This window comes from Pseudonocardia nigra (genome assembly GCF_019396355.1).
Taxonomy (GTDB): domain Bacteria; phylum Actinomycetota; class Actinomycetes; order Mycobacteriales; family Pseudonocardiaceae; genus Pseudonocardia; species Pseudonocardia nigra.
In genome coordinates, this window is sequence record NZ_JAHKRK010000457.1 from 1 (window position 1) to 1,399 (window position 1,399).

Sequence of the window (1,399 nt, forward strand, 5' to 3'; positions counted from 1 at the left end):
GATCGCAAACTTTAAGACCTGGCGCATCATGCACACCGACTACCGGCGGCCGCTGGCGACGTTCGACACGACGATCTCGGCGGTTATCGGACTGCACTTCTACTTGGCGGCTGAATAGGCCTCATGGCCGCAGGTCGCCGGGGTGTCGCGGACTCAGCAGGTATCGACGCAGTATCCACAGCCGAGCTGGCAGTCGGAGTCCTGCGCTCCGAGGTCATCGGCAGCCTTCAGGACTCGGTCGACCGCACCGCATCGGGCCTGCGCGACATGCTCGAGCAGCAGCGCAGGGAAGGGCGGACGGTGTACGGATACGCCGCTGCGTCCCGAGCGGTCTCCCTGCTCCGTCTCGCCGGCGCCGATGCTTCGCTCCTGCACGGAATCGCTGACGCCCTCCTGGATGAAGCAGGGTAGGAGGATGCCGGGCACGGACGTGCCGATCATCTCCCCCACCGAGCTTGCCGCTGCTGAACCGGACGTCGTGCTTACGTTCGTCTCGGATCTCATCGAGGAAGCTCGGGCCTCGCTACCCGAGGTCGAGGCGCAAGGCGGACAGTGGATCGACGCAGGCACGGGGCTCTGAGAGCGACGCCGCGGCCTGCTGCAGACTTGGTCATGCGCGGTCTGGCGGGTGCGTCTGTCCCGGTTTCGTTTCAGCGCCGGTCGGCGCGGGAAGCCCGCGAATGCCTGGCTTCGCCGTGGCGAGACGAGCACGCTCGGCGGAACCGGGAGAGTTCGCGGGCGGGAGGCGACATGCTCAACCAGGACGATCGGCGCCGCCTCGAGGCAATCGAGCGACAGCTCCAGGCGACTGATCCCGACCTCGCGCACCTCCTGACCCATTGGCCGGTGCCGGCGCGGGTACGGTGGGCCATGTCCACGGCGGTGCTCACGGTCGTCATCGGCACCCTGGGGGTTCTCATGGGCATGATGACCTTCAGCCCGCTGCTGATTCTGCTGTCCGGGTCCATCACTGTAACCGGCTGGATGTGGTTGCTGCGCCGCCGACGTCCTAGCCAGTCCGGCTCAAGCACCGAAGGTTGACCCGCCGGTGGCGCCGGCAGCAGGAATGAATCCGCGCAACGCAACCCGGCGTCGCGTCGATGTCAGCTCGGATCGGTGGTAGTTGGGGGTCGCGTCGGCCACGGCGGGCGCCCATGCTCGCCGCGCCGCGAACTGCGCACCGCGAGCGCCCTCAGCTCGCGCGAGAGCATCTCCAGCTGGCCGCGACCCGACGCCGCATCGCGTGCTCCGGGCGGCCACTTCGCCGGCGAACCTCTAGAGCGTGTCCCGTGGATCATGCGGGTCGGCTGCGGTAGATCTCTTCTGTGCTTGATCGCCACGACTTGACCGACGCGGAGTGGGCACGGCTGGAGCCGTTGCTGCCCGACCGGACACCGCG

Annotated in this window: 3 protein-coding genes; all 3 read left to right on the forward strand. The window is 68.0% G+C overall.

Annotation, left to right across the window (positions count from 1 at the left end; all coding sequences use genetic code 11):
- Positions 1-123 precede the first annotated feature (123 nt).
- The 3 genes from KME75_RS47385 to KME75_RS41555 all read left to right on the forward strand — a co-directional run bounded on the left by KME75_RS47385 (position 124) and on the right by KME75_RS41555 (position 1,041).
- Positions 124-411, forward strand: a complete 288-nt coding sequence (locus tag KME75_RS47385; protein ID WP_219420465.1) for a Rossmann-fold NAD(P)-binding domain-containing protein — start codon at positions 124-126, stop codon at positions 409-411.
- A 19-nt stretch (positions 412-430) separates the two neighbouring features.
- On the forward strand, positions 431-580 hold the full coding sequence (locus KME75_RS45505) for a Rossmann-fold NAD(P)-binding domain-containing protein (RefSeq protein WP_308283524.1): 150 nt from the start codon (positions 431-433) through the stop codon (positions 578-580).
- Positions 581-750: 170 nt separating this feature from the next.
- Positions 751-1,041, forward strand: coding sequence for a DUF3040 domain-containing protein (locus KME75_RS41555; protein ID WP_219420467.1), 291 nt, complete (start codon positions 751-753; stop codon positions 1,039-1,041).
- The last annotated feature ends 358 nt before the right edge of the window (positions 1,042-1,399 follow it).